This window comes from Clostridium fessum (assembly GCF_027698965.1).
Classification (GTDB): domain Bacteria; phylum Bacillota; class Clostridia; order Lachnospirales; family Lachnospiraceae; genus Otoolea; species Otoolea fessa.
The window spans coordinates 182,546-208,388 of record NZ_JAQEQF010000004.1; the positions used below are offsets into that span (position 1 = coordinate 182,546).

The 25,843-nt window shown below is 49.5% G+C and carries 20 protein-coding genes and 1 riboswitch; of the genes, 16 read left to right on the forward strand and 4 right to left on the reverse strand.

What is annotated here, in order from left to right; genetic code table 11:
- Positions 1-72 precede the first annotated feature (72 nt).
- Positions 73-188: riboswitch (FMN riboswitch) on the forward strand.
- Positions 189-553: 365 nt separating this feature from the next.
- The 4 genes from ribD to ribH are packed head-to-tail and all read left to right on the forward strand — an operon-like array spanning position 554 to position 4,124.
- Positions 554-1,696 carry a bifunctional diaminohydroxyphosphoribosylaminopyrimidine deaminase/5-amino-6-(5-phosphoribosylamino)uracil reductase RibD gene (gene ribD, locus PG862_RS07130; RefSeq protein ID WP_270706948.1) on the forward strand — a complete coding sequence of 381 codons (1,143 nt, stop codon included), beginning with the start codon at positions 554-556 and terminating at the stop codon, positions 1,694-1,696.
- Between the two features lie 47 nt (positions 1,697-1,743).
- On the forward strand, positions 1,744-2,391 hold the full coding sequence (locus tag PG862_RS07135; protein WP_118471970.1) for a riboflavin synthase: 648 nt from the start codon (positions 1,744-1,746) through the stop codon (positions 2,389-2,391).
- A gap of 15 nt (positions 2,392-2,406) precedes the next feature.
- Positions 2,407-3,609, forward strand: coding sequence for a bifunctional 3,4-dihydroxy-2-butanone-4-phosphate synthase/GTP cyclohydrolase II (locus PG862_RS07140; RefSeq protein WP_107001076.1), 1,203 nt, complete (start codon positions 2,407-2,409; stop codon positions 3,607-3,609).
- 44 nt (positions 3,610-3,653) lie between these two features.
- Positions 3,654-4,124, forward strand: coding sequence for a 6,7-dimethyl-8-ribityllumazine synthase (ribH, locus tag PG862_RS07145; RefSeq protein ID WP_107001075.1), 471 nt, complete (start codon positions 3,654-3,656; stop codon positions 4,122-4,124).
- A 127-nt stretch (positions 4,125-4,251) separates the two neighbouring features.
- On the opposite strand, the gene PG862_RS07150 is transcribed toward ribH, so the two are convergent.
- The 4 genes from PG862_RS07150 to PG862_RS07165 all read right to left on the reverse strand — a co-directional run bounded on the left by PG862_RS07150 (position 4,252) and on the right by PG862_RS07165 (position 9,515).
- On the reverse strand, positions 4,252-5,274 hold the full coding sequence (locus tag PG862_RS07150; RefSeq protein WP_270252441.1) for a TAXI family TRAP transporter solute-binding subunit: 1,023 nt from the start codon (positions 5,272-5,274) through the stop codon (positions 4,252-4,254).
- A 414-nt stretch (positions 5,275-5,688) separates the two neighbouring features.
- Positions 5,689-6,942: a sodium/glutamate symporter gene (locus PG862_RS07155; RefSeq protein WP_107001073.1), complete on the reverse strand. Its 1,254-nt coding sequence runs from the start codon at positions 6,940-6,942 to the stop codon at positions 5,689-5,691.
- Between the two features lie 235 nt (positions 6,943-7,177).
- Positions 7,178-7,867 carry a response regulator gene (locus PG862_RS07160; protein ID WP_117795944.1) on the reverse strand — a complete coding sequence of 230 codons (690 nt, stop codon included), beginning with the start codon at positions 7,865-7,867 and terminating at the stop codon, positions 7,178-7,180.
- The gene (locus PG862_RS07165; RefSeq protein ID WP_270706949.1) at positions 7,860-9,515 is read right to left on the reverse strand and encodes a sensor histidine kinase; all 1,656 of its coding nucleotides are present in this window, start codon (positions 9,513-9,515) and stop codon (positions 7,860-7,862) included. The genes PG862_RS07160 and PG862_RS07165 overlap by 8 nt, the downstream gene beginning before the upstream one ends.
- 539 nt (positions 9,516-10,054) lie before the next feature.
- Between PG862_RS07165 and gap the strand changes: the two genes are divergently transcribed.
- The 12 genes from gap (at position 10,055) to PG862_RS07225 (ending at position 25,764) form a co-directional block, all read left to right on the forward strand.
- Entirely contained in the window at positions 10,055-11,068 is a 1,014-nt protein-coding gene (gene gap / locus PG862_RS07170) for a type I glyceraldehyde-3-phosphate dehydrogenase (protein WP_022359484.1), read from the forward strand.
- 103 nt (positions 11,069-11,171) lie between these two features.
- A complete protein-coding gene (locus PG862_RS07175) occupies positions 11,172-12,377 on the forward strand; it encodes a phosphoglycerate kinase (protein ID WP_270706950.1) in 1,206 nt (401 codons plus the stop codon).
- 24 nt (positions 12,378-12,401) lie between these two features.
- Positions 12,402-13,151, forward strand: coding sequence for a triose-phosphate isomerase (gene tpiA / locus PG862_RS07180; protein ID WP_022359187.1), 750 nt, complete (start codon positions 12,402-12,404; stop codon positions 13,149-13,151).
- A gap of 166 nt (positions 13,152-13,317) precedes the next feature.
- Positions 13,318-14,859 carry a 2,3-bisphosphoglycerate-independent phosphoglycerate mutase gene (gene gpmI, locus PG862_RS07185; RefSeq protein WP_270706952.1) on the forward strand — a complete coding sequence of 514 codons (1,542 nt, stop codon included), beginning with the start codon at positions 13,318-13,320 and terminating at the stop codon, positions 14,857-14,859.
- Positions 14,860-15,156: 297 nt separating this feature from the next.
- Positions 15,157-16,071 (forward strand): DegV family protein, encoded by a 915-nt coding sequence (locus PG862_RS07190; RefSeq protein ID WP_408639997.1) that lies wholly within the window; start codon positions 15,157-15,159, stop codon positions 16,069-16,071.
- Positions 16,072-16,176: 105 nt separating this feature from the next.
- Positions 16,177-17,691 (forward strand): sensor histidine kinase, encoded by a 1,515-nt coding sequence (locus tag PG862_RS07195; protein WP_118673325.1) that lies wholly within the window; start codon positions 16,177-16,179, stop codon positions 17,689-17,691.
- Positions 17,692-17,892: 201 nt separating this feature from the next.
- Positions 17,893-18,855 carry a GerMN domain-containing protein gene (locus PG862_RS07200; protein ID WP_270706953.1) on the forward strand — a complete coding sequence of 321 codons (963 nt, stop codon included), beginning with the start codon at positions 17,893-17,895 and terminating at the stop codon, positions 18,853-18,855.
- Positions 18,856-19,076: 221 nt separating this feature from the next.
- Positions 19,077-21,605 carry a ComEC/Rec2 family competence protein gene (locus PG862_RS07205; protein ID WP_333563195.1) on the forward strand — a complete coding sequence of 843 codons (2,529 nt, stop codon included), beginning with the start codon at positions 19,077-19,079 and terminating at the stop codon, positions 21,603-21,605.
- A gap of 226 nt (positions 21,606-21,831) precedes the next feature.
- Positions 21,832-22,380 carry a biotin transporter BioY gene (locus PG862_RS07210; RefSeq protein ID WP_233430256.1) on the forward strand — a complete coding sequence of 183 codons (549 nt, stop codon included), beginning with the start codon at positions 21,832-21,834 and terminating at the stop codon, positions 22,378-22,380.
- A gap of 3 nt (positions 22,381-22,383) precedes the next feature.
- On the forward strand, positions 22,384-23,067 hold the full coding sequence (gene bioD, locus PG862_RS07215; protein ID WP_118471986.1) for a dethiobiotin synthase: 684 nt from the start codon (positions 22,384-22,386) through the stop codon (positions 23,065-23,067).
- Positions 23,068-23,093: 26 nt separating this feature from the next.
- Positions 23,094-24,296, forward strand: coding sequence for an adenosylmethionine--8-amino-7-oxononanoate transaminase (gene bioA, locus PG862_RS07220; protein WP_270487979.1), 1,203 nt, complete (start codon positions 23,094-23,096; stop codon positions 24,294-24,296).
- Between the two features lie 280 nt (positions 24,297-24,576).
- Positions 24,577-25,764, forward strand: coding sequence for an MFS transporter (locus tag PG862_RS07225; RefSeq protein ID WP_118467273.1), 1,188 nt, complete (start codon positions 24,577-24,579; stop codon positions 25,762-25,764).
- The last annotated feature ends 79 nt before the right edge of the window (positions 25,765-25,843 follow it).

The window sequence follows — 25,843 nt, forward strand, 5'->3', positions numbered from 1 at the left end:
AAAAATAATGGATTGACAAACGGATTCTCTGGATCTATAATGCAATACAGATAATGAATGACAACAAAATAACGATATCTTCAGGGCAGGGTGTAATTCCCGACCGGCGGTAAAGTCCGCGAGCGCATGGCGCATGATTTGGTGCAATTCCAAAACCGACTGTATAGTCTGGATGAAAGAAGAGAAAACGTAAATAAAAACGGCGGTGCCGGGAAGCTTCCAGATACACTCCCCCGGATGATGGATATGGCGGATATATATCGCTATGGCAAAAGAGAGAGAAAAGTCATCGAGAATGGATGTAAAAAAATATTTACGATAATTAATATCATGAAAGATATTATAAAATAGAAATTATAAGCCCTGAGATGTGAAAATAAAAGTATTTCACATTTCAGGGCTTTTTTGTTTCAATAGAAAATTGTATCATATGAAACAAAAAACGCTCCGTGAGGATGCACACTTGCGCGAAGCAGAAATATGTCGCAGGCGACCGCGTTCGGTGCGAGAATGTGCCTTGGCACATTCTTTTGATAGAAAGGTGGGGAAAAAGATGGAACGAATCCATGTAAAGGTTCCCGGTGAGCAGCTACAGGATCGGGAATATATGAAGCAGGCGTTAGCACTGGCAGAAAAAGGGCACGGATGGGTCAATCCGAATCCGATGGTCGGCGCGGTGCTGGTAAAGGATGGACACATCATCGGCGAGGGATATCATACACGATATGGACAGCTTCATGCAGAACGGGAGGCATTTAAGAATGCGGCAGAGCGGGGCGAAGAGACGGCGGGAGCAGATTTGTATGTGACGCTGGAACCCTGCTGTCACACCGGAAAACAGCCGCCGTGTACGGAAGCGGTGCTGGCATCCGGGGTGAAGCGCGTGATTGTCGGCTGCACGGATCCGAATCCGGTGGTGGCAGGGCGCGGCATCCGGCTTCTGAGGGAAAAAGGGCTGGAAGTGGTGGCCGGAGTTTTACGCGGAGAGTGTGAACGGCAGAATGAGGTGTTCTTCCATTTCATGCGGACGAAACTTCCGTTTACGGTGCTGAAATATGCGATGACACTCGACGGAAAGACAGCGACGGTGTCGGGTAAATCCCAGTGGATCACCGGCGAGGCGGCGCGGAAGCGGGTGCATGAGGACCGCGGGCGTTATATGGCGATTCTGACTGGCGTTTCGACGGTGCTGGCGGATAATCCGCAGCTGACCTGCCGGATTCCGGGAGGGAAAAATCCGATCCGGGTGATTGCAGATACGAAGCTTCGGACGCCGCTTTCATCGACCGTGGTACAGACCGCGCGGGAGACACCGACCTGGATTGTGACGGCGGTATCGGATGCCGGAAGAAAGAAAGCATATGAGGACGCCGGCTGTCGTGTTTTAAGTGTCCCGGCAAAAGAGGGAGAACTGGATTTGCAGGCGATGATGCAGCGGCTGGGCGAGGAGAAAGTGGACAGCGTGATGGTCGAGAGCGGCGGGACGCTGGCATGGTCGTTTTTAAAGGCAGGGCTTGTGAACCGGGTGCAGGCCTACATTGCTCCGAAGATTTTCGGAGGTGCAGGCGCCCCGACCCCGGTGAGGGGAACCGGCGTGGATGCGCCGCCGGAGGCATTTCTTCTTAAAAAGCCGGAGGCAGTGTGGCTGGGAGAGGATCTGCTGCTGGAATATGAGGTGTCCGGTCAAGATGCATGAGGCGGTGTTAGAACGGGAAAAAATCGCTGATTTGAAAAGGAGAAAAGATGTTCACAGGAATCATAGAGGAAGTGGGAAGGATCCGTGCGATTGAGCGCCAGGCAGTCTCGGCACGGCTGACGGTTGCTGCGTCTAAGGTGCTCTCGGATGTTCATCTGGGCGACAGCATTGCGGTCAACGGTGTGTGTCTGACGGTCACGTCATTTGGGAGAGATTATTTCTGTGCGGATGTAATGCATGAGACGCTGAACCGTTCGTCCCTGGGGGCGCTGGGTGTCAAAAGCCCGGTCAACCTGGAGCGGGCGATGCTGGCGGGCGGACGGTTTGGCGGACATATCGTCTCCGGTCACATCGACGGAACCGGAACCATCCGGGATGTGCGCCGGGACGGAAATGCCGTCTGGTATACGATTCAGGCCCCAGAACCGATTCTGCGGCTGATTGTGGAAAAAGGATCGATCGCGATCGATGGAATCAGCCTGACGGTCGCACGGGTGGATCACGTATCATTTTCCGTTTCCATCATCCCGCATACGCTGCAGGAGACAGCGCTAGCGTTTAAGCGGGCAGGCGATATCGTCAATCTGGAAAATGACTGCATTGGAAAGTATGTGGCGAAGCTGATGGGAGTAGAAGAAGAGGATAAGGCAGGAAAGGGCATGACAAGAGAATTTCTGCAGCGGTATGGATTTTAATAGAGGAGGAGAACAATGAAGCAGTTTGATACAGTTGAAAAGGCTCTGGACGAGCTGAAACAGGGACATTTAATCCTGGTTACGGATGACGAGGATCGCGAAAACGAAGGCGATCTTATCTGCGCGGCAAGTTTTGCCACGACAGAAAATGTCAATTTCATGGCGACGCATGCGAAGGGCTTAATCTGTATGCCGATGAGCGCAGAAATCTGCCGGAAGCTGCAATTCCCACAGATGGTGATGGATAACACGGATAACCATGAGACGGCGTTTACCGTATCGATCGACCATAAAACGACGACCACCGGTATTTCTGCCGAGGAGCGCGGTATTACGGCGCGCGCGTGCGTGGATCCGGACACAAAGCCGGAGGATTTCCGCCGCCCGGGACATATGTTTCCGCTGATGGCGAAGAAAAACGGCATTCTGGAGCGCAACGGTCACACAGAGGCGACGGTAGACCTGATGCGGCTTGCAGGACTGCCGGAATGCGGTCTGTGCTGCGAGATCATGCGCGAGGATGGAACGATGATGCGGTCGGAAGAATTATTTGCGATGGCAGAACAATGGGGTCTGGCGATGATTTCCATTAAACAGCTGCAGGAGTACCGCAAGAGACATGAAAAGCTGGTCGAGTGTGTGGCAGAGACGCGGATGCCGACGAAATACGGCGAATTCCGTGCGTATGGCTACCTGAATCTCTTAAATGGAGAACACCATGTGGCACTCGTCAAGGGCGATATCGGAGATGGGAAAGATGTACTCTGCCGCGTGCATTCGGAGTGCCTGACCGGCGATGCATTTGGTTCTCTGCGGTGCGACTGCGGACAGCAGCTTGCGTCGGCGATGACCCAGATTGAGAAAGAGGGACGAGGCGTTCTCCTTTATATGCGGCAGGAGGGACGCGGCATCGGGCTTTTAAATAAGTTGCGCGCCTACAAGCTGCAGGATGGCGGCATGGATACGCTGGATGCGAACCTGGCGCTGGGATTTAAGGGCGATCTGCGGGAATACTACATTGGGGCGCAGATTTTAAAGGATCTGGGAATCAAGACGCTGCGTCTTCTGACCAATAACCCGGATAAGGTATATCAGCTTTCGGATTTTGGCATGGAAATCAAGGAGCGCGTGCCGATTCAGATGGAGGCGACGCCGTATGATGGATTTTACCTGAAAACGAAGCAGGCGCGGATGGGACATATTTTGAATTTTAAATAGAAAAAGTGACAGGCGAAAATAGATCGTCGGAAAGGATGGTACTTATGCGTACATTTGAAGGAAACGTAGTAGCGGAAAATAATATGAGGATCGGAATTGTGGCGGCACGATTCAATGAGTTTATCACCTCGAAACTGGTTGCAGGCGCGCAGGATGCGCTGCGCCGTCACAATGTCTCGGAGGAGGACGTAGATGTTGCGTGGGTTCCAGGTGCTTTTGAGATTCCGCTGATTGCGTCGGAGATGGCGAAGTGCGGAAAGTATGATGCGGTGATCTGCGTGGGTGCGGTTATCCGTGGAAGCACAAGCCATTATGATTATGTGTGCAGCGAGGTTTCGAAAGGAATCGCACAGGTTTCTCTGGCAAGCAGCGTGCCGGTTATGTTCGGTGTGCTGACGACGGATACGATCGAGCAGGCGATCGAGAGAGCGGGAACAAAGAGCGGAAATAAGGGATTTGACTGCGCGACGGGAGCAATCGAGATGGTGAATTTGCTGCGGGAGATCCGGAAGTAAAAATAATCAGGTAATCGGGCATCGAAAAAGCCAGGACTGCGGAATGATGCAGCCCTGGCTTTTTTGTCTTAGGAAAATTCGTCCATGCGCCAGGTTTTGGTGTTACCTGTTTTTGTTTGCTATCATGTTACTCTGTTTTCAACAGCCCCTGTTCCGTATAATATTTCTCAGCTCCCGGATGCAGCGGAATAGGAAGCTGGCTGCATATATATTCCGGATCAGATAAGTTACTTAAGGAGGGGTGGGCGCTGATCAGTTCTTCACGGGATTCGTCGAGAATCTTGGTGATGGTGTAGACCAGCTGTTCGTCCATGGATGCGTCCACGCAGAGAAGGCATTTGATTCCGAAGGTTTTCAGTGTCTCGGTTTGTCCCGGATAGGTACCGGCTGGGACGGTGGCGCGGACATAGAAGGGGCTGGCTGCAAGAATTTTTTGCAGTTCTTCGTCAGTGTACTCCAGCAGGCGGCAGGGCGTCTGGCTGGCCAGGTCGGTCAGGCTGTGGACCGGGATTCCGGCGAAGCTGTGGACGGCGTCGAGTTTACCGTTTAAGACAGAGTCCACGCTGGCGGAGAAGCTGTAGTTTTCAAGGGCAGTGTTGGCAATATTGAGCCCGGCTGCCTTGAGAGCGGTGCGGGCGGAAAGCTCCGTGGTGGATCCTTCTGGTCCGACGGCAATGTGGTGTCCGGCGAGTTCATGAACGTAGGAGATATGCTCGGACTCCGGCGCCATCCAGGTGGACAGGCTTGAATAGACGGCCCCGATCGCCCGCAGGGATTCGACCGGATGACCGGAAAATTCGTCCGTTCCCTGATAGGCGGAAAATGCCACATCGCCGCTGACCAGTCCCATATCAAATTGTCCGTTTTTGATATTTTCCACGTTCGTGTAGGAACCGTTGGAGGCGCTTAAATTGACCTTGAGCTGTTCATCATGTCCGCTTAAAACAGAGGCGATGGCACTGCCAATCGGGTACATGGTTCCGCCGCTGTCGGCAGTTCCGATGGTCAGAACGTGCAGCTCTTCATCTTCTTCGCTGGGATGGTCGTTGACCCGCGCATCTGCGGCGGTGCTGCCGGAACAGCCGGAAAGTCCGAGCAGGAAGGTAAGAAGCATCATTGGTGCCAATTTTACTAGTTTTTTTATTTTCATAGATCTCACCTTTTCGTAGTTTATCAGTATATAAAAAAACGCAGCGGTTCTGTCGAATGCTGCCTTAGCGATTAAAAGAATATTAAAACTCTATAAAAGTATAACATAAAAAACAGTGATAAGACAAGACCAAGGAAGAGGAAAATATAAATGTAACTGTTCACAGGTAGGCACTTTTGGAACCGAAAGTGCCGTAAGAAAACGTAGTGGCAGCAGGAATTTGCCGTATTTAAATGCGAAGCCACGGCAAATTCCGTTACTGGGCACGTATGCGTGAACAGTAACAAAAAAGAGCGTCCGGTTTATGTGGGGGAACCGGACGCTCTTCTTTCAGGTTACATTTTCAATTGAGCTTTAGGTATGTTGTTATATAAAAGATGTCTTATATGAAGTGTTCCTATCTCGTCTCAGTGATTATTTTGTAATCAGGCTGGAGAAGATGGAAAGGAAAATCGGGTTGTAAATATCGTCGATGATAACTGCGAAGGACGGATACAGAACCCAAGCAACGGTGTGCCATCCATACTGATCCATAACGGCTTTCTCGTTTGCTACTGCGTTCGGACCTGAACCACAGCCCCATCCACAGTTACCAGCTGCCATAACAGCTGCACCGTAATCGCGGCCAAATACGTTGAAGGATACGAAGATTGCAAAGAGTGCCATCAGGATAGCCTGTGCAAGGAGGATGATACCCATCTGACCAGCTACCGGAGCCAGCTTTGTGATATCGATGGTCATCAGAACCAGTGCCAGGTAGAGTTCCAGGAACATATGCTCGATAGCGTCGATCTCCGGAACCGGGAATTCGATACCAGCTGCATCCATGATGTTTCTTGCGATAGCACCTGCGAACAGACAGCCGATGAATTTCGGCATCTCGATCATCGGGATGTTGTCTAACAGGCAGTAGATCGGCATACCAAGTGCTGCTACAAGCAGAGACAGGGCAAATGCTTTGATCATACGGGTGTTGTTAAGAACAGCTGCTGAACCTGCTTTTGCAGATTCCGGTCTGTCGTTCGGGTCAGATTTCAGACCGTGACGGGAAATCAGGAAAGCTGCAACCGGACCACCGATTAAGGAACCCATGATGTTGCCCATAGTACCGGCTGCTACACCGACTGTGGTTGCATCCGGAGCACCCATGTTCTCGAAGATAGGACCAAATGCAGAAGCAGTACCAACACCGCCGGACATAGCGGATGAAGAACACTGCAGAGCCAGAAGCGGATGAAGACCGATGGCGCTGCCTACCAGGTAACCAACGACATCCTGTAAGGTAATCAGGACACAGGCTGCAACTGCGATTGCGATACAAAGCTTTCCGCCTGCATGCTTTAACATCTTGTAGCTGAAGCCGAAACCTACGCACAGGAAGAATAAGTTCTGGCATAAGTCTTTCACGATTTTTGCATCAAAGGAAAAACCGATGATTCCGGAACCCTTGATGATAGATACAACAACAGAAAAGATGATACCGGAGATAACCGGAGCCGGTATAGCATATTTTCTGAGCAGGGCGCTGTGAGCGACAATCGCGCGTCCTAAGAAGATAACGATGGCTGCGAAACCAAGTGTGGTCAGATACTCGAACTGGAATGTTGCGATGGCACCGTCCGCTGCCGGTGTGTAAGTTCCAAAGTATCCCATAATGTGTTCTAACATAGAACTTCCCTCCATTCTTTTTTAAGAATTTGTTTATTTCTTTTATAAGCAGTTTATAAGATTGAAAAAGGGAAGTCAATTTATGTAATTTTAAATACAGTTTTGTAAGTATTGTAAATAAAAATGACTATAAGAAAGCGACTGCAGTATAGATACGGTTCTATGATGAATCTGTACAGCTGCAGCCGCGAAAAGGCAGGAAAAACCTGAAGATTGCTGGAAAACGAAGTGGCTCTTATTTTCCGGAATATCTATATTTAATAGAAGGGCGTCCACCGGTCTGGTAATCGATCATGCTGACCAGTTCGTTGGTTTCGACTAAGTAATTTAAGTACCGCCGGACTGTAATACGGGACAAATGAACCTGTTCCGAAATCTGTTCGCTGGACCAGACCTCCTCCGGATGTTCGGAGAGAAAGAGACGGATCAGTCCAAGGGTGCGTTCATTTAGGCCCTTTGTCAGCGGAGCGCTCTGGGAGGAGACATCCGGGACGGAGAAGAGGCGATCGATCTCCGCCTGTCCCAGGTCAGAAGCGGACGCCGATGTTTTCAATTCCTCCTGACGTTTCGCAAATCGTTCCAGGGCAGCTTTGAAGCGGTCATATTCAAATGGTTTGACGAGATAATCGGTGACGCCGCGGGAAATAAGCCGGCGGACGGTCTCTGCGTCGTTGGCAGAGGTTACCATGATGATCGCAGGGGTCATGCCAGCCGCGTGGAGCTGGTCGATAAATTCGTCACCGTTCATCTGAGGCGTGTAGTAGTCGAGAATAATCAGGTCAACCGTGCAGTTCTGCAGATACTGCAGGGCAAGGATGCCGTTTTTGAAAGTTGCCTCCACGTGAAAAGAGGAGGTCAGCTCGACATACTGTTTATTGATGGATGCAACCATCGGATCATCTTCTATAATAATGACTTTATACATTAGATTCTGTCTCCTTTCGGGTAAATGTCAGGGTGAAGCAGGTGCCCTCGCCAGGCTCTGTGTCGATATCAATGGTTCCGCCGTACTCCTCCATCAGCTCATGAACCAGGAAAAGCCCGGTTCCGCGGTTCTCGCCCTTGGAGGAAACTCCTTTTTCGAAAATATGATCGAGCAGCTCCGGCTGTATGCCGTGCCCGGTGTCCTCGCAGGTGATGATGTTGACGTCTGGGCGGCAGTAGATGCCGATGTGGATTTCGCGCGGGCTTTCAGATGCGTTAATGACATCCGGACTGGCGGTGTGATCGTGGCTTAGCTCTTCAATGGCATTTTCCATCAGATTGCCGAGAATGGTGACAAATCCTTCCACCGGGATCAGCAGATCATGGTCGCGGCAGGTGCTGTCGGCGCTGACCTGCAGGCGGATGCCAAGCTCAGCGGCGTGCATCATTTTCCCGATCACAAGCGCACAGATTTTCGGAACGCGGATGCAGTTGGCTGTCTCACGGACGGACTGGCTGGAGACAAGGCTGCTGTTGGTGATAAAATTCATCGCCTGCTGAATCTCCCCGGTCTGTAGGTAGCCGAGAATGATGTGCAGCTTATTTAAAAATTCATGATTGAACGCGCGCAGCGTGTCCAACATATTGTGGGCGCCGGAAAGCTCGTCGGAAAGACGCAGGAGGTCGGTGCGGTCAAATAAAACGATCAGGACACCCCGGCGCGCCTGTTTGCCGCGTCCATGGATTGGCACCTCCTTGACGATGAGCTGGCGTCCGGCGAAGCTGATGCTCTCGTGCGTTACACTTTCGCCGGTTTTTATGACCTGATCGAAAGCGGTCTGTGGAAACAATTCCTGAATCGTTAAGTGGGTGAGCGGAGGTTCGTTTGCAGGACGACCGAGTATCGTGGAAACTTTCTGGTTGGCAAAGAGAATTCTGCCGTCCAGATCGGTTGCGGCAAGTCCCTCGTCGATCATATTCATGACCTCGTCCTGGCGGGTATAAATATTGACGAGTTCTTCCGGGTCATATCCCAACAGGGAGTCGCGCAGCAGGGAGAACATTGTGTGCGTCAGGGAAATGCTGACGATCATCATGATCAGGAATATAATTATATAAAAGAACAGCAGACTGCGGTGCTGGGCGGACAGGGTAGCGGTGAACAGGGAAACCATCACAAAACCGACGATCTCTCCGCCGCTGTTTTTTACTGCGTGAAAGGCGCGCCGCTGCATGCCGTGCGTGCCGTAGCCGGTTGTGATATATGGATCGCTTCCTGACAGAATAGCGTCCTCGTCACCTGCCACGTAGGAATCGCCGGTTTTCAGACGGTTCGTGTGGTAAAAGCGCAGTCCGTTTTTATCACTGATGAGGATGACATTGATATCTGGTATATTCAAAGAAAGAGAATCCAGGTCGCGGGTCACGGTGGAATCAGGATAGCCGTTTTCCAGCATGGCGGCGACATCCGGAATTGCAGCAATATAAGAAGCAGTACCGCTGATCAGCTTGTCCATATCCTTTCGCTGTCTGGAAATATCAAAAAACAGAGTAAAACCAAGTGAGATGAGCACCAGGGTAGCGGAAAGGAGCAGAAAGGATCGGTACAGATTCTGTTCCAGCGCTGATTTTCCTTCCTTTATCTTCATATATAAAACCTCCGGAATTTATTTGATGTAGGAAATGAGTTGATCCGGTCTGCAAAATGTGTAAACCAAAACGATGATTAAAGTTATTATAGTAAAAAAAGAAACGATCTGCAAGAAAGTGTGAAAGTTTACAAGGCGCTGGATGGCGAATTGCAAAGTGGCCGGGTTATTGTTCACGGGTAGGCACTTTTGGAACCGAAAGTGCCGTAAGAAAACGTGGTGGCAGCAGGAATTTGCCGTATTCAAATGCGAAGCCACGGAAAAAGGTTGAAAAACAAGAAGAGATCGATTAAAATGAAAATAGTTCGAATTAGAGCATTTGGTTAAAAAATTATGCAAAATTAAGGCTGTCAGCACAAAATTCCATTTAAGATATGACAATCCGTCGAAGTTGTGCGCAGCAAGAGAGAAAATACTGAATATTTGCTGTAAAATTTACAAAAAACCACTTGCTATTTTAGGAAAAGTTGGGTACAATACAAGCAGGGTTGATTAATATTTAACAATCATGAAGATGAATTTCTAGGAGGAATGAGATCATGGCAGTAAAAGTTGCAATTAATGGTTTTGGTCGTATTGGTCGTCTGGCTTTCAGACAGATGTTTGGCGCTGAGGGTTACGAAGTCGTAGCTATCAACGATCTGACAAATCCGAAAATGTTAGCTCACCTGTTAAAGTATGATTCTGCTCAGGGCAGATACGATGGACATACGGTAGAAGCTGGCGAAGATTATATTGTAGTAGATGGTAAGAAGATTACTATCTACGCAAAGGCAAACGCTGCTGAACTTCCGTGGGGCGAGATTGGTGTAGACGTAGTTCTGGAGTGTACCGGATTCTATACATCCAAGGCAAAAGCACAGGCACATATCGATGCAGGCGCTAAGAAAGTCGTTATCTCCGCACCGGCAGGCAATGACCTTCCGACTATCGTATACAATGTAAACCACAAGACACTGAAACCAGAAGATAAGATTATCTCCGCAGCATCCTGTACAACTAACTGCCTGGCTCCGATGGCTAAGGCATTAAACGATTATGCTCCGATTCAGTCCGGTATCATGTCCACCATCCACGCTTACACAGGCGATCAGATGATTCTGGACGGACCGCACAGAAAAGGCGATTTAAGAAGAGCAAGAGCAGGCGCTGTCAACATCGTTCCGAACTCCACCGGTGCTGCAAAAGCGATTGGTCTGGTTATTCCGGAATTAAACGGCAAGCTCATCGGTTCCGCACAGCGTGTTCCGGTTCCGACTGGTTCCACTACTATTCTGACAGCCGTTGTTAAGAAAGCTGACGTTACCAAGGAAGCTATCAACGAGGCTATGAAGGCAGCTCAGACTGAGTCCTTCGGCTACAACGAGGATGAGATCGTTTCTTCCGATATCGTAGGTATCCGCTATGGTTCCCTGTTTGATTCTACACAGACTATGGTATCTCCGATCGGTGATGACTTATATCAGGTACAGGTTGTTTCCTGGTATGACAACGAGAACTCCTACACAAGCCAGATGGTTCGTACAATCAAATACTTCGCAGAGCTGGCATAATTTTATCGATTCGATAGAAAATCATAAGGATTCAAGATGGGTCCGGTCCTCGGTCGGGACCGGACCTGTTTTTTATTCTTTTATAATGTAAAGGAGACAGGATATGCTGAATAAAAAATCCGTGGATGATATCAATGTAAAGGGCAAACGCGTTCTGGTACGCTGTGATTTCAACGTACCGTTAAAAGAAGGAAAGATCACCGATGAAAACCGTCTGGTGGCAGCGCTTCCGACGATCAAAAAACTGATTGCGGACGGCGGAAAGGTAATTCTCTGCTCCCACCTTGGCAAACCGAAGGGAGAGCCGAAGCCGGAGCTGTCTCTGGCACCGGTAGCCGTTCGTCTGTCTGAACTTCTGGGACAGGAAGTGAAATTTGCAGCCGATCCGGAAGTGGTTGGAGCGAACGCAAGGGCAGCCGTTGAGGCGATGAAGGATGGCGAGGTTGTTCTGCTTGAGAACACCCGTTACCGTGCCGAGGAAACCAAGAACGGTGAGGCGTTCAGCAAGGATCTGGCATCCCTGTGTGATGTCTATGTGGACGATGCATTTGGTACTGCACACCGCGCACACTGCTCAAACGTAGGCGTGACCCAGTATGTGGACACCGCAGTAGTTGGTTACCTGATGCAGAAAGAGATCGATTTCCTTGGAAATGCAGTAGATAACCCGGTCCGCCCGTTCGTTGCCATTTTAGGCGGCGCGAAGGTAGCCGATAAATTAAACGTTATCTCCAACCTGCTGGAGAAGTGCGACACGCTGATCATCGGCGGCGGCATGGCATTTACCTTCTTAAAAGCACAGGGCAAGGAGATTGGTAAATCCTTAGTCGATGATACAAAGTTAGATTATTGCCGTGAGATGGTAGAGAAGGCGGCGAAGCTTGGCAAGAAACTGCTTCTTCCGGTTGATGCAGCTGTAGCAGCATCCTTCCCGGATCCGATCGATGCACCGATCGAGGTACAGAATGTATCGGTTGACGTTATCCCGGCTGACACGATGGGACTTGACATAGGACCGGAAACTGCAAAGCTGTATGCAGACACCGTAAAATCTGCTAAGACAGTTGTATGGAACGGACCGATGGGTGTATTTGAGAACCCGACTCTGGCACAGGGTACAATCGCAGTTGCAAAAGCACTGGCAGACACCGAAGCGACCACGATCATCGGTGGCGGCGATTCTGCAGCAGCGGTCAACCAGCTTGGATTTGGCGACAAGATGACCCATATTTCCACCGGCGGCGGCGCTTCCCTGGAATTCTTAGAGGGAAAGGAGCTTCCGGGCGTAGCGGCAGCGAATGATAAATAAATAGAAAAGAGGAATAGAATAGTCATGGCTAGAAGAAAGATCGTAGCAGGCAACTGGAAAATGAACATGACGCCGTCGGAGGCAGTAGCTCTGGTAGAGCTTCTGAAGCCGCTCGTTGTTTCGGAAGATGTAGACGTTGTATTCTGCGTACCGGCGATTGATATTATCCCGGTTGTAAAAGCGTGCGAGGGAACCAACATCGCAGTTGGCGCTGAAAATATGTATTTCGAGGAGAAAGGTGCTTACACCGGTGAGATTTCCCCGAATATGCTGACCGATGCAGGCGTTAAATACGTGATTATCGGACATTCCGAGCGCAGAGAATATTTTGCAGAGACCGATGAGACGGTCAATAAGAAGGTACTGAAAGCATTTGAGCACGGTCTGACCCCGATCATTTGCTGCGGCGAGACTCTGACCCAGAGAGAGCAGGGCATCACGCTTGACTGGATCCGCCAGCAGATCAAGATCGCATTCCAGAATGTGACCGCAGAGCAGGCAAAGACAGCTGTGATTGCATACGAGCCAATCTGGGCGATCGGTACCGGCAAGGTAGCGACCACCGAGCAGGCTGAGGAAGTGTGCGGCGCGATCCGTGCGTGCATCAAGGAAGTGTACGATGAGGCGACCGCAGAGGCGATCCGCATTCAGTACGGCGGTTCCGTATCTGCAGCATCGGCTCCGGAGCTGTTTGCACAGCCGGATATCGATGGCGGTCTGGTAGGCGGCGCATCCTTAAAGGCAGATTTTGGAAAGATTGTAAATTATAAATAAGAGATGGGTAAAAGGGGGCTGTCGCACGTGTGAGGCGTGGCAGTCCCCTTTTTGCCAGTAAAAAAAGAAGGTGAAGGTTTTGACCTGAAACAATCAAAATTGTTGGTTCATCCGGTTGTTTCAGAAAAAACGGTTCATTTCATGGAAGGAAAGGAAGAAGAAAGAGATGAAAAAAAAGCCAACCGTATTAATGATTCTCGATGGATACGGCATGAGAGATACCTGTGAGCACAATGCCGTGTGTGAGGCAAAGACACCGATCATGGATCAGCTGATGAGCCAGTGCCCGTTTGTGCGCGGCAATGCCAGCGGTCTGGCGGTCGGTCTGCCGGACGGACAGATGGGTAACTCGGAGGTTGGTCATTTAAATATGGGCGCCGGACGTATCGTATACCAGGAGCTGACCCGTATCACGAAATCAATCGAGGATGGCGATTTCTTTGAAAATCCGGAATTTCTGGCAGCCGCAGACACCTGCAAGAAAAATGATTCCGCCCTGCATCTGTTCGGACTGGTATCAGACGGCGGCGTTCACAGCCATCTGACTCATTTATTCGGACTTCTGGAGTTTGCAAAACGTCAGGGACTAAAAAAAGTGTATGTGCACTGCTTCCTGGACGGACGTGATACACCGCCGACCTCCGGCAAGGAGTTTGTAGCAGAATTAGAGAAGAAGATGCAGCAGCTTGGCGTCGGCGAGGTGGCTTCCGTGATGGGACGCTACTATGCGATGGACCGTGATAAAAACTGGGATCGTGTCCAGAAGGCTTACAATGTGCTGACAAAGGCAGAGGGCGAGAAGGCAGAAAGTGCGTGTGCAGGCATTCAGGCATCCTATGATAAAGAGGTAAACGATGAGTTCGTCGTACCGTTCTATGTAGAGAAGGACGGAAAGCCGGTTGCCACGATTCAGGATGGCGATTCCGTCATTTTCTTCAACTTCCGTCCGGACCGTGCAAGAGAGATCACCCGCGCATTCTGCGATGAGGGATTTACCGGATTTGCGAGAGAGAAGAAGCTTGACCTGACGTTTGTATGCTTTACCGATTACGATGAGACGATCGGGAACAAGCTGATTGCGTTCAAGAAGGAAGAGATTAAGAACACGTTTGGAGAGTTCCTGGCGGCGCACCATATGACGCAGGCACGTATCGCCGAGACCGAGAAATATGCACACGTAACATTTTTCTTCAACGGCGGCGTGGAAGAGCCGAACGAGGGCGAGGACCGCATTCTGGTTCCGTCTCCGAAGGAGGTTCCGACCTACGACCTGAAACCGGAGATGAGCGCACCGATCGTGTGCGATAAGCTGGTGGAGGCGATTGAGTCCGGCAAATATGATGTTATCATCATCAATTTTGCAAACCCGGATATGGTAGGCCACACGGGTGTGGAGTCGGCTGCAATCAAGGCGATTGAGACCGTCGATGCCTGCGTAGGACGTGCAGTTGAAGCCATCAAGGCAGCCGGAGGCGTTCTCTTTATCTGCGCCGATCACGGTAATGCAGAGGTGATGGTTGATGAGGCAACCGGCGAGCCGTGGACCGCTCACACGACCAATCAGGTGCCGTTTGTCCTGGTCGGCGCTGACCCGGCGTACAAGCTGCGCGAGGGCGGACGCCTCTGCGATATTGTGCCGACGCTGATTGAACTGATGGGACTTGAGAAGCCGAAGGAGATGACGGGAGAGTCGCTGTTGGTGAAATAGGGAGAATTTTCGAATATATTAGGAAAGTATAAATATAACCGTCAATAAGAATCGGGAAAACTGCCATAAAGCAAGAAAAGATCATGAACAGAGAAATGGTCGGGGCTTGTTTTGTGGCAGTTTTTTGTTCACAGGTAGGAATTATCTGAACTGAAAATCCCGTGAAAATCCCGTTACTTCTCTCTTCCATTTCATAAGAAAATAGGATAAAATAAAATCATCTATGTGAACCGCTCGGAGGCTGTTCCAGGGCAGACATTTTTAGAAAAGAAAGTGTTATGCGGAAAGGAAAATAGGATGGCAGCAGATTCACAGGGAAAACAGGAGGAAACAAGCATGAAGGTAGCGGTTGTTACAGACAGCAACAGCGGAATTACACAGGCACAGGCGAAAGAGATGGGCGTATATGTCCTGCCGATGCCGTTTATGATTGATGGAACCGAGTATCTGGAAGATATAAATTTGACACAGAAGGAATTTTATGAGCATCTGAGCGGGGATCACGATGTGAGCACATCCCAGCCGTCTCCGGAGACGATCTTAAATCTCTGGGAAAAACTTTTGGAGGAATACGATGCAGTTGTGCACATCCCGATGTCCAGCGGGCTTTCGAGCTCCTGCCAGACGGCAAAGATGCTGGCAGAGGATTTCGACGGAAAAGTACAGGTGGCGGATAATCACAGGATTTCCGTGACCCAGCGCCGTTCGGTGCAGGATGCGCTTGACATGGCGGCAGCCGGCATGGACGCGGAGGCGATTTGCAAAAAGCTGGAAGAGACAGGTTTGGATTCAACTATTTATATCACGGTTGACACATTAAAATATCTGAAAAAGGGCGGTAGAATCACACCAGCGGCAGCAGCGCTCGGAACACTTCTCCGTTTAAAACCGGTTCTGACGATACAGGGCGAGAAGCTGGACGCATTTGCGAAGGCGCGGACGATGAAACAGGCGCGTTCCATGATGATCACGGCGATCACCCGCGATCTGGAAAATCGGTTTGATGATGTGACGGGAGAAAAAACGTATATTGATGTAGCGCATACCGACAATGATGAGATGGCGCAGGAGCTGGCAGCCGAGCTTCGGGAACTTTTCCCGGAGACGGAAGTCCGTGTAGAGCCGCTGTCCTTAAGTGTAGCCTGCCATATCGGACCGGGAGCGCTGGCGATTGCGGCAACGAAGAAGCTTGAAATCGGATCGTTGTTGTGAGAAACGCAGTTACGGAGCAGCATTTCGGGGTTAAAGTTCACAGCCAATGTCAGTAAGTTAAGCAACGCAAAGAGCGTGTGAACTGTAATCGTTCAGGACAGGAACATGAGAAGAATAGCAGAACATAAAAGAAAGATATGGAAAGCGATGGAGCACACGATTGGGATGCGAATCCCGCTGTTCCTCGCCTTTCTGATCCTGACGCTGGTTCCGCTTCTGGTACAGGTTCGTTTTACATCGGGGTATTTTTACCAGAGCCACGTGGAAGAACGGATGGCGGAAGCGCAGAACCGGTGTCTGATTTTAGCAAACAAGATACGCAGCAGTGATTATATCAATGTACTGCTGTCGGGAAATCCAAATCCGGCGCTGGATGCGGAACTTAGTACAACGGCGGATCTGATGAACGGAAGAATCGTGCTGGTGGACGACAGCTTTAAGATTTTGAAAGACACATTTGGTCTTTCCAGAGGGAAAACGCTGGTTGTATCGGATGTGTTAAAGGCATTTGACGGGGAAACTTCCAGCTATCTGAACCAGAAGAAAAAGTATTTCTATGTAGCGCAGCCGATTCAGGCAAAAAGCACGGATGCAGCGCCGATCGATTCGGATGTGGCAGCCGGAAATGGGAAAAATACGGCAGGCGTGCAGGGAGTCCTTCTTCTGATGGCGTCCACGGAAAATTCGGCGCTTTTGCAGGAGAAAATTGTGCAGAAGACGGGATTTTTGCAGCTCGTTATGTTCTGTTTTATTCTGATCGCAGATTTATTGGCGGCGGCTTGCCTGCTGAAACCATTCCGCCGCCTGCAGCAGCAGCTCGATATGGTGGCAGAGGGAAATCTGGATCAGGATATTGATGTAAAAACATATCGGGAGACGCGGGACATTTCGGAGGCAGTCATGCAGACCATCCGGAAACTAAAAAACCTGGATCAGTCGCGTCAGGAGTTTGTTTCCAACGTGTCGCATGAGCTGAAAACACCGCTGACTTCGATAAGGGTGCTGGCGGATTCTCTGATGGGGATGGAGAACGCCCCGGCGGAGTTATATCAGGAGTTTATGCAGGATATTTCGGCGGAGATTGACCGCGAGGGCAAGATTATCGATGATCTGCTGACGTTAGTCAAAATGGATAAATCATCGCCGGATCTGAATATTGCCCAGACTTCGATCAATGGTCTTCTGGAACAGATTTTAAAACGTCTGACCCCGATCGCGAAGCGGCGGAACATTGAGATCACGTATGAGAGCAAGCGGGAAGTATCGGCGGATGTGGACGAGGTAAAATTGAGCCTGGCACTTTCGAACCTGGTGGAAAATGCGATCAAGTATAACCGCGAAGAGGGAAAAGTCTGGGTGACGCTGGATGCTGACCACAAGTTCTTTTATGTGAAGGTAGAGGATAATGGCGTGGGAATCCCGAAAGAATTCCAGGAGCGCGTATTTGAGCGTTTTTACCGTGTAGATAAGGCGCGCTCACGCGAGACAGGCGGTACCGGGCTGGGGCTTGCGATCACGAAGAATATTATTCTTCTTCATCAGGGCGCGATCCGCCTGAAGAGTGAAGAAGGCAAGGGAGCAACCTTTACGGTGCGGATTCCGTTGAATTATATTCCGTAGACAGCGTGGTTCTGGGCGGTTTAGAGGTTCGAGATGGTTGCTGGTGCTGTAGTGTTCGAATATTTCGGTGTTTGAATGCTGTCGTGTTCGGATGTTTCAGTGTTTGAATGTTGCGGTATTTGAGTGTTGCAGTGTTCGAATGTGAGGTCAGGGAAATGTCTATTGTGAGATAGATTGCAAAATAACAACAGGAAATAATAAATGGAGAAAATAAGAAAAAAAAGCTCTGGAAAACGGGCAGGAAGCGTAAGTTCGTGGCTGATCCTTTGCCTGGCATGTCTGCTTCTTCTGAGCGGATGCCGAAAAAAAGAAGAGGTGCATCCGACGGCGGGTGAGGACGGCGTCTATCAGATTTATTATCTCAATTCGACGCGCACGGGGCTGGCGAGTGTTTCCTATCAGACGGAGACGGCGGACGCTGAGATCCTGATCGGGGAGCTGGCGGGGCAGATCCTTGCGGCGCCGGAAAACCCGGAGTATCAGGCAGTTTTAAGCGATAAGGTTGAATTCCTGGATATTAACCGGGACAATAACGTGCTGACGTTGAATTTTAATCAGGAATATATGAATACGAAAGCGTCGCGGGAGATTCTGTGCCGGGCGGCGCTGGCAAAGACCTTTACACAGGTTAAGGGAGTCGATTATATCAGCATTAATTGCGAGGGACAGCCGCTCCTGGACACACATGGGAACCCGGTGGGCGCGATCGCAGGAAGTGATTTTGTAGACAGTATTTCGGATGTCAATTCGTATGAAAAAGTAGAGCTGACCCTGTATTTTGCCAATGAAGAAAAAGATGGTCTGGTGGCAGAAAAACGGGAAGTATTTCACAGTATGAACACGTCGCTGGAACGCCTGGTAGTGGAACAGCTGCTGGCAGGTTCCCAGAATGGCGGGCTTTCAGTGATGCCGAAAAATACAAAGGTATTAAACGTATCACTGACAGATAATACCTGCTATGTCAACCTGGATAGCGGTTTTATTTCCGGGGATATCGATGTGGCGGAGTATATTTCGATTTACGCGATCGTCGATTCGCTGACAGAGCTTCAGACGGTGAATAAAGTACAGATCACGGTCAATGGCTCGGCAGATGTGACGTACCGGAATGTGATTTCGCTGGTGCAGCCTCTGGAGAGAGAGGAGAAGTATATTGTGAAGTAACTGTCAGACAGAATGTATATTCCGTGTTTGGAAGAGAGCAGCAATGGGATTTTGTTGATGTTTTGCAGAATACAAGAAAAGAGGAATTGAATATCAAACGACCGGTAATGTGGATGATGGTGGCTTTCGTACTTGGAGAGGTCGCAGCGTACCAGATGGGCATGACGGTGTGGTTTATAATTGCAGCAGCGCTTTTTGTGTTTCATAGGAAATTGTGTCCTATGAAACACAAGGCACATTCTTTTTCACCTGCAGTCATAAAAACAGCAGAAGGACGGGGAGATTCGGACTTTCAGACAGACGCAGAACGCGTCTGGAATTGGAAAGATCCGATGATGTGCCGTGTCTTTCTGCTGTTTTTCTGTTTCTTGGCAGGATGGGGACGGATGACGGTGGAAATGCGCCCGGATGCGCTGGAACGGATGGTAACGCAGAAGGGCGGTTCGACAGAGGTGGCGGTATCTGGAACACTGGATTCTGTTTCGGAAAAAAATGGGTGGTGTACGATGATTTTGACGGGGGTGGAGGTAGAGGATGAAAGTGTAAAAAAGGTACTGATATCGTGTAAAAGCGATTTACTGGATATGTGTGAAGAGAAAATTCTGCCACCCTGCGGAAGTCAGATTCATCTGACGGGAACTGCTGAGTTTCTGGAAGAAGCGCGCAATCCGGGGCAGTTTTCGTATCGGATGTATTATCGGGGACTAGGAATCAGAAACCGGGTGACGGCGGATCGGATTTTTATTTCAGAAGGAAAAAGTTCCCCTCTCCGAAGTCAGGCAGAATGCTTCCGGGCGTATGCGACGGCTGTTTTTCAGGAAATCTGTGTTCCAGAAGATGCAGGGATTTTCCAGGCAATTTTGCTGGGGGATAAATCCGGGTTATCGGAAGAGCTGCGCGAACGGTTTCAGGATAATGGGATTGCACATATTCTGGCAGTCAGCGGGCTTCATGTCTCTTTGATTGGAATGAGCGTTTACAGCGCACTGCGTTTTTGGGGCATATCGTATGGATGGGCGGGGCTGGGAGCTTCAGCGCTTCTTACCTTTTATGGTTTAGTAACCGGATTTGGAGCATCGGTATTCCGGGCGGTATTTATGGTAGAGGTGTCCTGTCTGGCGGCATATCTGGGGCGGAGTTACGATCTGCTGAGTGCGCTGTCGCTGTCTTTGATTTTGCAGGCGTGGCAATCGCCGTATCTGCTCTTTTCGGCGGGATTGCAGCTTTCCTATGGCGCGGTTGCCGCGATTGGGCTGGAGACGGAGGAGCTACGGAAAGTGGGAAAAAAGAGAAAAGAGCGGAAAGAGGAGGAACAAGAGAAAGAAAAAAAGAAAGGATATGAAACACTCATGCTCAGCTTGGCAATTCAGCTTTATACGATGCCGATTCAGCTGTATCACTATTTTACATTTCCAATGTGGGGAATTTTTCTGAATCTGATCGTGATACCGCTTCTCACGTATGCAGCCGGAAGCGGTCTGCTGGCGCTTGGAATTTACAGTATAGCGTTTGTGGGAGGAAAAATGGGGGAAATGGGCGGAGGCAGCAGCATTGCGGGAGTGCTTTCGGCTTTTGGGGGTGCAGCATCAGGAATATCAGAAATACCAGAAATATTCAGAATAGCGGCAAGTGCATGTACGGGTCCGGGGCATTATATTTTTCAGTTGTATGAATGGCTTTGTATCCAGGTGGAACGTGTGCCGTTTCATTCCATTGTGGCAGGACGCCCGGAAATGTGGAAAATAGGGGTGTTTTATGTGGCACTGGGGATTCGATATGTGTGGAGTGTGGGAGAAGCAAGAGATAATTTAGGGAGAAAAGGGATTTTTCTGTTTCCAAAAGAATGGAATGCACCGGGAAAGAATAGTGTATTTATTGCTGTGGCGGTAGTCTTTTTAGTGGTTCAGCCTGTTCATGGCTTTCAGAGCTGGTTTCTCGATGTAGGACAGGGCGACGGCGTCTTTCTGCGGACGCGGGATGAGGCAATTCTTTCGGACTGTGGCAGCAGCCAGGATAAGAAAATCGGGAAAAATGTGCTGGGACCATTTTTGAAAAGTCAGGGAATCCGCACGCTGGACTGGATTCTGGTCAGCCATGCGGATGCGGATCACACGAACGGGATCGAGTGGCTTTTGAAGGAGGAGGCAGATATCCGGGTGCGGAATCTGGCACTTCCGGCGGCGGGAAAAGGGCAGGAGGCATATAAAAAACTGGAAACTCTTGCGAGAAAACGGGGTGCGGAAGTCTATTATCTGCATCGGGGAGAAACTGTGCGGGCGAAAAGCCTGGCGCTTCGGTGCCTGTACCCGGAGGCGGGGGAAACGCCAGCCGAGGAGCGAAATAGTCATTCACTGGTGTTTGATGTTACGTATGGAAAGTTTCGTATGCTTCTGACAGGAGATATTGGAGTGGAGGACGAAAGGAAGATTCTGGCGGTGGAAGAGGACAAAAAGAGGGAAAAAGTGACACTGTTAAAAGCTGCACACCATGGTTCGAACGGTTCCTCCTCAGAGGAGTTTTTGGAGTGCTTTTCCCCAGCTTTCACGGTGCTCTCTTATGGAGAGGGAAATACTTACGGGCATCCGGCACCGGAGGCGGTGGAACGTCTGGAACAGACGGGAACGGAGATCTGGAGAACGGCGGATTCGGGGGCAGTGAATGTGTGGACGGATGGGAAACGTATGTATATCAAGGGATATAAGAAACAAAATTATGGGAAGGAAAGAGATAAAAAACAGATAAAAAACTAATTGTTAACCATATAAAAATAATAGGTTGACAATAGAAAAAGGCTATGTTATGCTTGCAATCAGTTCTGCATCTGTTTCGACTACCCGGGATCTGGGACGGCCGCTGCTGTTTTAGATGGTTGGAACAGGGTTTGCGGAGAGAAATTTATGTACATGTGCGAGAATAGAATGGCTTCGGATGCCTGAAATCATTCAGATACCCAAGGAGGAAAAAGGTTTGAAACACATGAAGACAAAGGATTTAGTTTTGTGCGCGATGTTTGTCGCACTGATTGCAGTGGGAGCATTTATCAAGATACCGGTTCCGGTGGTTCCATTTACATTGCAGTTTTTATTTACGATGCTGGCAGGTCTGCTTTTAGGTCCGGTCAACGGGGCGCTGGCGGTTGTGGTTTATATTGTATTAGGTTTAATTGGACTTCCGATTTTCACTCAGGGCGGCGGACCGGGATATATTTTCCAGCCGAGTTTTGGATATATCATCGGATTTGCGGTTGCGGCGTATGTGAATGGTAAGATTGCCAATGCCAAGACGCATCCGAGTTACCGGCGCCTGCTGGGAGCTAATTTTCTGGGACTTTTTATTGTCTATGCATTTGGAATGATTTATTACTACGTGATCAGTAATTTCTATCTGAATTCGCCGATCGGCGTAGGAGCGCTGTTTTTATATTGCTTTGTTCTGGCAGTTCCGGGCGATATCGTGCTCTGTATTGTAGCTGCCATCATAGGAAAACGGATGATTCCGCTGATTCAGGGAGGGAGACTTGGATAAAAGATGAGCAAGGGGATTTTTATAACAGGTACGGGAACGGATATTGGAAAAACGTATGTGACAGGCTTGATTGTGAAAAAACTGCGGGAGAGCGGCGTGAATGCGGCGTATTATAAAGCGGCAATGAGCGGCAATGAGCGGCGTGCGGATGGAAGCCTGATTCCAGGAGATGCCCTGCAGGTAAAAACAATGTCGGGAATCGGGCAGCCGCTTGAGGAAATGTGTCCGTATGTGTACGAGACGGCGGTATCGCCGCATCTGGCATCCCGCCTCGAGGGCAACCCGGTCCAGATGGAACGGGTGCTGGAAGATTTTCACAAAGTCTGTGAAAAATATGAGTATGTGACGATGGAAGGAAGCGGCGGAATTCTCTGTCCACTCTGCATAGACGAGGCGGATATCCGTCTTCCAGAAGTAGTAAAAGCGTGCGGGCTTGGATGCCTGCTGATTGCGGATGCGGGGCTTGGGACGATCAATGGCGTGGGGCTTACTGCCTATTATCTGAAACAACAGGGAATTGCCCTGAAGGGAATTATTTTCAACCATTATGAGGCGGGAAATCTGCTTCATGAGGATAACCGGAAAATGTGTGAATATTACACGGGCGTTCCGGTGGTTGCCTGTGTGGCGGATGGAGATATGGAGCTTTCCATGGATGTGGAGACGCTGAAAGGGCTGTATGCGTAAGAAAGAAGATAAAAAGGAGAAGAAAAATGATCTGGTATCCATATGAACAGTTAAAAACAATGAAAGCACCTTATGAGATCGTGGATGCGAACGGGGTATATCTTTACACGAAGGATCAGAAGCTGATTGATTCGGTTTCGTCCTGGTGGAGTGTGATTCATGGATATAAACATCCGGTGATCAATCAGGCAATTATTTCACAGGTGGAAAAATTTTCTCATGTGATGCTGGGCGGGCTGACGCATGAGCCGGCGCACAGACTTTCAGAGAAACTGGCGTCCTGGCTGCCGGGCGATCTGGACTACTGCTTTTTTTCAGATTCCGGCAGCGTGGCGGTTGAGGTAGCGCTGAAAATGGCGCTGCAGTATTATATGAACCGCGGCGATGAGAAGCGGACGATGATTCTGGCGCTGGAACACGCGTACCACGGCGATACCTTTAAGACGATGGAGGCAGGCGATGATGAGGACTACCATTTTGTGCTGAAAGCCTATGGTGCAAGCCCGTATGTGGTTCACATTCCGACTGAGATCCCGGCGCTGGAGAAAGCATTTGAACAGTATCATGACAAGTTGAACTGCGTGCTGGTGGAACCGCTTTTACAGGGTGCTGGCGGAATGCGGATGTACGACATTTCATTTTTGGAGAAGGCAAGGGAACTCTGTGATAAGTACGGCGTGCTGCTGGTTTTTGATGAGGTGGCAACCGGATTTGGCAGAACCGGAAACCGCTTTGTGGCAGATCGGGTGCTTCCGGATATTCTGGTCCTCGGAAAGGCATTGACCGGCGGTTACATTGGTCATGCGGCGACTGTAGCAAATAAAAAGGTATTTGATGGATTTTTCGATGATAACCCGGAACATGCGCTGATGCACGGACCGACCTTTATGGGAAATGCCCTCGCGTGCAGCGCGGCGCTTGCCTCGATTGAGCTGTTTGAGACGCAGAACTATATGGAAAAGATTCAGAAGATCGAAGCTATCACCCGTCGGGAGATGGAAGGATTTGCCGATCCAAGAATCAGGGAGGTCCGCATGATGGGCGGATGTGTCTGTGTCGAGGTATATGATCCGGCAGTCCTGAAAGGGTATCAGGAATATGCGTACAAACGCGGCGTGTTCAGCCGTCCGTTCTTAAATTATCTGTACGCGATGGTTCCGTATATTATCAAGGAAGAAGAGCTGGTGCAGGTGCTTCAGTGCATGAAAGACTGGTTTGCGCGGGGATAGGTAACGAAGAAACGTAACCGTTCACAGGCAGGAATTTTCTGAACTGAAAATCCCGTTACTGGGAACACATGTGTGAACAGTGAAACATCTACCTTAGAATAAAAATCTTAGAATAAAAAAAATTTAAGTATTTCTTTCTGAATGAATTTCATTTATGATAAAAGGAATGGAGTATTGTTTTAAGAAACGATACATGGATTGTGTTGCCTGCGATTGTGAATGGATAGGACAGAAGCAATCAGAATTCTAGTATAAAACTTACATTCGGGGAGAAATTAATATGAAAGAACAAATGAAGAAAATAGCGCTGCTATCGCTGTCATTGATATTGACATCGGCGTATTCTGTTTCGATCGTGCTGCCATCGCTGCTGCAGCATTTCAGTGAATATACAACCGCACAGGTGGAGATGTTGATCTCAGCACCGTCGTTTGCGATCACTGTCATGATCGTGCTGAATGCATGGCTGTCGCGTTATATGAAAGACCGTCCAATGATTGTGGGCGGTCTGCTTCTTTTATCGGTCAGCGGCATGGTACCGGTGTTTGTACAGGAATATCCGGTGATGTTCGCGTCCAGGATTTTCCTGGGGATCGGGATTGGGCTCATTAATGCGAAAGCAATCAGCATTTTCAGTGAATATTATGAAGGCAGGGAAAAAGCGGCGCTGCTCGGATACCGCGGATCGGCGGAGGTGCTGGGAAGCGCGGTTATGACGCTGGTTGCTGGAAAATTGGTGTTGATCCGGTGGAATCTGGCATTTTGGGTGTACGCGCTCGGATTTGTGATTGTACTTCTGTATCTTGTATGGGTTCCGGGGAATATGGAGATGGGACAGAGTGCGGGCTCACAGAGTGCAGGGGCAGAGAAAGAAAGTCTGGAAGCGGAGGCAGATGGAAAAAGAGAATGCTGGAAAAAAGAAGTCCTGCCCATTGCTTATGCACTGTTTGCGGGATTTGTCATCTGCATCTACTGTTCCAATTCCCTGCGTGTCCCGATGCTGATTTTGGAGAAGAAACTTGGAACGGAGTCGGAAGCCAGCATCATTCTCACGCTCATGATGCTGATGGGAATAGCTGCCGGTGTTTATTTTGGAAAACTGACGATGTGGTGGAAGGAAAAATTGCCGGGGGTTGGATGCCTGATGCTTGGAGCGGGGATGCTTCTGACCGCATATGCGGGCAATCTGCCGCTGATTGGAATTGGCATTAGTATCGTTGGATTTTTCTATACCGTTCTGGTTACCTATTCCTTCCACCAGATTTCCGAGCAGATTCCGCAGTCTTCTATCAATACAGCCACATCAATCGTGCTGGTCGGCTGCAATCTGGGAGCGGCGTGTTCGCCGTTTGTGCTGAAATGGATGGGAAGATTCAGTGAGGGCGTGAGCGTGCCGTTTGTGGGGTATGCGGGGATGATGGGAGTATTAGGAATCGTTCTGATAGTAGTCACGGGAAGAAAGAAATAATACAGTAAACCAATAATAGGAATGACGGCAAAATCTGCAACCAGAACTGTATCGTACGGAATCTTCAGTTTAGAAAATT